Source organism: uncultured Lamprocystis sp. (genome assembly GCF_903933125.1).
GTDB lineage: Bacteria > Pseudomonadota > Gammaproteobacteria > Chromatiales > Chromatiaceae > Thiodictyon.
In genome coordinates this window covers 1-5457 of the sequence record NZ_CAIZIZ010000362.1, presented here as the reverse complement: position 1 = coordinate 5457, position 5457 = coordinate 1, and the positions used below count along the sequence as shown (strand labels likewise).

At 67.9% G+C, this 5457-nt stretch carries 5 protein-coding genes; 2 read left to right on the top strand and 3 right to left on the bottom strand.

Annotated elements, in window-relative coordinates:
• Positions 1-187 precede the first annotated feature (187 nt).
• On the top strand, positions 188-1243 hold the full coding sequence (locus tag QZY03_RS18745) for a formylglycine-generating enzyme family protein (protein WP_295583682.1): 1056 nt from the start codon (positions 188-190) through the stop codon (positions 1241-1243).
• A 588-nt stretch (positions 1244-1831) separates the two neighbouring features.
• Here QZY03_RS18745 and QZY03_RS18740 read toward each other — a convergent pair.
• Together QZY03_RS18740 and QZY03_RS18735 are read right to left on the bottom strand one after the other, a co-directional pair.
• Entirely contained in the window at positions 1832-1954 is a 123-nt protein-coding gene (locus QZY03_RS18740) for a hypothetical protein (RefSeq protein WP_295583681.1), read from the bottom strand.
• A gap of 20 nt (positions 1955-1974) precedes the next feature.
• On the bottom strand, positions 1975-3765 hold the full coding sequence (locus QZY03_RS18735) for a hypothetical protein (RefSeq protein WP_295583679.1): 1791 nt from the start codon (positions 3763-3765) through the stop codon (positions 1975-1977).
• An 89-nt stretch (positions 3766-3854) separates the two neighbouring features.
• On the opposite strand from QZY03_RS18735, the gene QZY03_RS18730 reads away from it, so the two are divergent.
• The gene (locus QZY03_RS18730; RefSeq protein WP_295583678.1) at positions 3855-4574 is read left to right on the top strand and encodes a DUF2878 domain-containing protein; all 720 of its coding nucleotides are present in this window, start codon (positions 3855-3857) and stop codon (positions 4572-4574) included.
• Between the two features lie 146 nt (positions 4575-4720).
• Here QZY03_RS18730 and QZY03_RS18725 read toward each other — a convergent pair.
• Positions 4721-5457, bottom strand: a 737-nt coding sequence (locus tag QZY03_RS18725; RefSeq protein WP_295583677.1) for a hypothetical protein, incomplete at its 5' end; no start/stop codon positions are given.

Here is a 5457-nt window from a genome sequence, read left to right as displayed (position 1 = left end):
TGCGCGCCCGGCCCCATCGCGGCGGGACGCCGCTCCCACGGGGTCGCTGCGCGACTTTCACGTTAAGGTGATTTCGCAATTCCGGAGACAGTTTACTTAATTTTCCGGACTGCCCGAGTGAAGTAAACTGTCCCCGGAACTCGCTGCCGTGTGTCGCAGCGGGGGGTTCAGTGGACGCGGAGGACAGTTGACTCAGGCCGGGCTGAAAAACACGGGCGGCGGCGGGGCGGCGGCCGCTGGTCCGGGATCGGGTGCGCACCGTCGTCCGGCGGTCGGCCTGCCGGCGAGCCGCCGGCTGCTCCTGGGCGTCGGCGGCGTGCTGGGTCTTGCACTGGGGCTTGCGCTGGCCTGGTACTGGGAGCACCCCGCGTCGCTCGCGGCCTGGGCGCTGCTGCTGGCCGGGCTCGGTTGGGCGGGCGCCGACGTGCGCCCCCGCCAGATCGGCACCATCGGCCCGCCCACCGCGCCGGTCGGGCCGCATGGCCGGCGGGTCCGGGATGGGCCATTGGTCATGGTCGAACTGGCCGGCGGGACCTTTCTCATGGGCTCGCCGGACACCGACCCGATGGCAGGTGATCAGGAGAAGCCGCTCCACCAGGTCCAGGTCAGCGCCTTGCGCATGGGCCTGACACCGGTCACCCGCGGCCAGTGGCGCGCGGTGATGGGGGATGACCGCGGCCGCGACGGCGACGCGCACCCGGTGACCGAGGTGTCCTGGGAAGACGCCCTGCACTTCTGCAACCGCCTGTCCAAACAGCAGGGCTATCGCCCCTGCTACCGGCAGACCGGGCTTGGGCCCCGGCGGCACTGGATCTGCGATTGGCAGGCCGGGGGCTACCGGCTCCCCACGGAGGCGGAGTGGGAGTATGGCTGCCGGGCGGGGACCGGGATCCGCTGGTCCGGTGGAGACAACCCCGAGTCATTGGGCGATGACGCCTGGTTCAATCAGAATTCCGGCGGCTCGGCCCGTCCCGTTGCAGAGAAGCGGCCCAACCCCTGGGGTCTGCACGACCTCCACGGCAACGTCTGGGAGTGGTGCTGGGACTGGTACGGCCCCTACCGACCCGAGGATCCCATCGATCCCCGCGGTACCGCGCACGGCCAGTATCGGGTTGTGCGCGGCGGCTCGTTCGACGATCCGCCCGTCTGCCTGCGCTCGGCGTTCCGGTACCACGACCTTCCCGATTACCGGATCTCGGTCCTGGGGTTCCGTTGCGTGCGCGGCCCGGTCCGCCAGCCTTGACACATTGACAGATTGTCTTTTTGTCTTGTCTTTTTCCCGGCAGTTTTTCGCGCCGGCAGTGTCATTTTGTCACTCCGCCATCCCTGGCCCGAGTGCCGGCCTCAGACCTCGGGAAAGCACAGCAGGACCCGATAGGAACCGATGCTGCGGATCAGTGACGCATCCCCCGCCGCCGCCGCGCGGCGCAGGCGCGCCTCTAGCAGCCTGTCGGGCTTTAGGCGATTTCCGAATAAGACGCTATCAAGAATCAAGCTCCGTAGGAGCCCGCTTGCGGGCGACGTGACCTGCCGGAATCGCGTCATTGTGCCCCCACCCGTCGCCCGCAAGCGAGCTCCTACGGGTTGGACTTTTCGCGGAAATCACCTTACGTTAGGTTGTGTAGCAAAAAGCCTTTATATTGACTCATGCTCTTATCCTAGGGGCTAAGTCCGACAGGCTGCCAGGCGGCGGCGCAGCGTGCGGCTCGGCGCGATCCCGGCGCGCGCGACCCGGTATAGCTGAAATGTTGGGGTTCGTTCCTCACCCCAACCTACGGGATTGCGTTGATTTCGCGCCCGGGCGGAATACTTGCCCAATCTCGCAGCGATGTCACGCACGCGGACGCCCCGCCGCGCGCAGTTTATCCGCCATTTGGCCCCAGCCGATCATCTTGGCCTCTTTGATCCGGGTGACGGCCTCGGCGAAGGGCATCTGGTCGCGCCCGTTCAACATCAGCGCCGGGTAGTCCGGTTTCAGGTGGTCCCAGCACCAGCAGACCGGCGAGCCGAAATAGTCGCGCAGATGGTCTTCGTCGACCGCCGCCAGGGGGGGCATGGCGCGGAATCGGAAGCTCGGCCGGGGGCCGCGCTGGTCCTCCAGCGCGCGGGACAGCCGATGGCGAGCCGCTCCCAGGTCCATTCCAGCACCGCCCCGGCGAGCGATTGCAGCGCCTCGGTGGAGGGCTCGCCGTCGCTCTCCACACGCCAGCACAGGAGCGGGACCTGCACTTCGCCGCCGTAGCCCGGAGCGCGACTGCCCAGGGCCGCAAACAGGTCGGCCCGCGGAGCGAGCCGAAAGGCGCGGCGAAAGGCCAGTTCGACCGCGGCGGGCGTCGCGGCCTCGGCAGACAGGTGGACCGGGCCGCGCGGGTAGACGAAGACCCCCGCGAAGTCGCTTTCCACCAGATAGACCTCGGCCTGGCGCGCGAAATCGTGCACCCGATTGCCGCGCGTCCCGATCGCCAGGCGGAACTGGACCCGCAGCGGGGTTTCCCCGGTGACCAGGTCCCGGCAAACGCCCAGCAGGTGCTCGCTCTGGTCGCGACGGTCGAGCAGGTATTCCACCAGGTCGTCGTCGAGCGCGGCGTCGGTGCTGGTCTGCCAGTCCTGATAGGCGCTCCAGCAGCCGCCGTGGCGGGCGCCGGCGTGATGGAAGGCGATGATCGGGTCGCTGCGGTGCACCAGCAGGTGCTCCAGCCAACGGAAGCCGACCTCCGCCGCCTGGCCCAAATCCTGGCTCGGGGTGCAGTGGATGACCGCGGCCCGGGCGCGTCCGGGGCGATCATCGACCAGGGCGCCGGCCGCGGCCATGGCGTGACAGCCCTGATCGTCCACCAGATTGAGGAAGCAGACCTCCGGTGCCCGCACACCGAAGGCCTGGGCCAGCGCGGCGAGCGACAGCCCCGCCGGATGGCCGTCGCGGTCCGGCAGGTCCAGGAGATAGGTGCCGGTCGCCCGGTCCCAGCGGCCCGCGCCGAAATAGTAGAGCAGACGCGGCGGGCGTTCCTGCAGTTCAGAGCGTAGCTGATCGAGGTAGGTCGCGTCGAACAGGGTGCTGCGCCTGGGCCAGAGGGTCCGGAACAGTCCGCGCAGGTCATCCAGGTGTCCCGCCCGATAGCGGTCGCGGGAGAACACCGCCAGCACCGGGCCGGGCATCGCGAGGCTGTGATTGGGGAAGCGCGGACGCTGATCGGGGACGGGCTGGGGGCTGTGCTCCACCGTCCACCCGGACTGCCACAGCGGGGTACCCTGATAGGCGAGCTGGTGCCAGGGCAGTTTGGTCAGGAGGTCACCGCCGCCGAGGAGGCGCACGCGCACCGGATGCCGGGGCGGCACCAGCGGTCCGCGGTTCGGAGCAGGGATCGGCGCGCCCGCCGCCGCGGCCAGGAGTTGCGTCCAGATCGCGGGGTCGTCGCCGATCAGCAGGCTGGTCAGTGCGTCGCCATCGATGGGCAGACAAGGTTCCCACAGGTCCAATGCGTGCTCGCCGTGGGTCTCCGGCAGAGCGATCTCGGTTGGTCTGGCCCCGTCCGTCAGGTAATAGCGCCGGCGCAGACCGCCCCGCGCCGTCTGAAACTCCAAGGTGAGCTCGGGGCGCCGGTCGGATGGGGCCACCGGCGGGGTGGCGCTAGGCCGACGCGTGGGCCGGTCGGTGGCACCGGCCGCCGGTTGCCGCTGCTCCAGCCAGCCCCCGACCTGATCGGCCAGCCGCGCGATCAGGGTGTCGCGCTGCGCGTCCGTCAGCCCAAAATGAAAGTTACGCATTTCGCGCCGGACGCGGTTTAGATGTTGCTTTTCGTTGGACCCGGCGCCACGTCGTTCGGCAAGTGACTGTGGCCCTGACCGGAGTTCCCGTGTCTTCTCGTGTTATCGTGAATTTTGTCGCGTATCAGGTCGCCTGGTTCGCTTGTGTCCTCGGCGGCGCCCATGGGCTGCCCTGGGTCGGGGTGGCCGTGACCGCGGCGGCGGTGGTCATCCTGTTGGTCGGTAGCCCCGCGCCCTGGCGGGATGCCGCCCTCATCACGGCGGTTGCCGCCATCGGCGCCCTGTGGGACGGGCTGCTGGCCGGGCTCGGGCTGCTGGTCTATCCCTCGGGCATGATCCTGCCCTGGCTCGCCCCGGTGTGGATCATCGCCATGTGGGCCGGGTTCGCCACCACCTTCTATGTCTCGATGCGCTGGCTGCTCGGCCGCTGGTGGCTGGCGAGCCTGTTCGGCGCCATCGGCGGACCGCTTGCGTTTTACGCAGGAATGCGGCTTGGCGCCGTGAGTTTCCCCAACCCCGTCGCGGCACTCGCCGTGCTGGCGGTCGGCTGGGCGGTACTGATGCCGCTCACCGCCTGGATCGCCGTGAAACTGGAGGCCGACCCGCAAGCGCCGACGCCGGCCGCGGCGAATCCCCAGCCGTCGTGGCGGCCGCGTTCGCACCTGATATCAGGATATCGCCGTCTCTTCGGCGTGGTTATAGCGTTCGCACCTGATATCCAGACAGACCTTCGTGTAGGGGCGGGTTTGAAACCCGCCCCTACGTCCGGCTATCACGTCCGATGGCTATATCACGCCCGAAGGCTATAACAGCCCGCCCCGACATTCGGTTATCGCGCTGGATGCCGCAGCCCAACACCCGCGGTCCGAGCGCGGCGCCGGGCCGCGCAGGACGCTCGGCGCTCCGGTCGTCACCGACTGCGACCGAGCCGGGAGCAAACATGGCGGAGCGCGGATCAGAAATCGATCACCTTCTCCGCTTGGAGGAACAGCGGCCCCACGGTCATTGGGGTGCCGACTTCGGCTCCGTCGATCAGATCAGTCGCCGGGTACCCGCGGCTCATCCAGCACAATGGGCAGACGACCATCCGGCCGTCGGCCTGCAGGAACTGTCTCACCAGATCGATGAGCAAGGTGTAGTCATCCGGAACCGCGATATTGAAATCAACCGAGTCGTAACCTACGGTGTCCTCATCGGGATCGAAACAGGCTTGCGCGCCCGCTTTGGACTTGATGAGAAACCGCTCATTGGCCAATTTCACGCCGCCGAGCGCGGGAAACATAGCGACCGCTTGCCCGGAATTCGCCGCGGCCATCTGCAGATTCCTCGCGAGCGCCGTCGCAACACAGGCCGCTTCGACCGCCGCGCTATCGAGAGTCGGCCGCTTCTGACGTGGATTCGTGGTCGCCACCACCAAATCCTGCTTATAGCTGATGACGATCGCCTCGGATGCCGACAGCCGCGCGGGCGCGGCAAGCGCGGCCGAAGTCGCGAGTATAACGCCGAGGACCATGAACCGGTTGAGACCTGTTGGTTTCATCAGACAGCCTCCTAAACCGCGCCAAGCGCGAGATACGTAATTTCTGTGATACGTTGCGTCCCGTGCCGAGCCCCCTGTGTCGGCCAGACCGGCCCCCGATACCAGAAGCACGCAGCGTTTATGCTTAAGCTCGATCTCGCGAAGTGGAATCA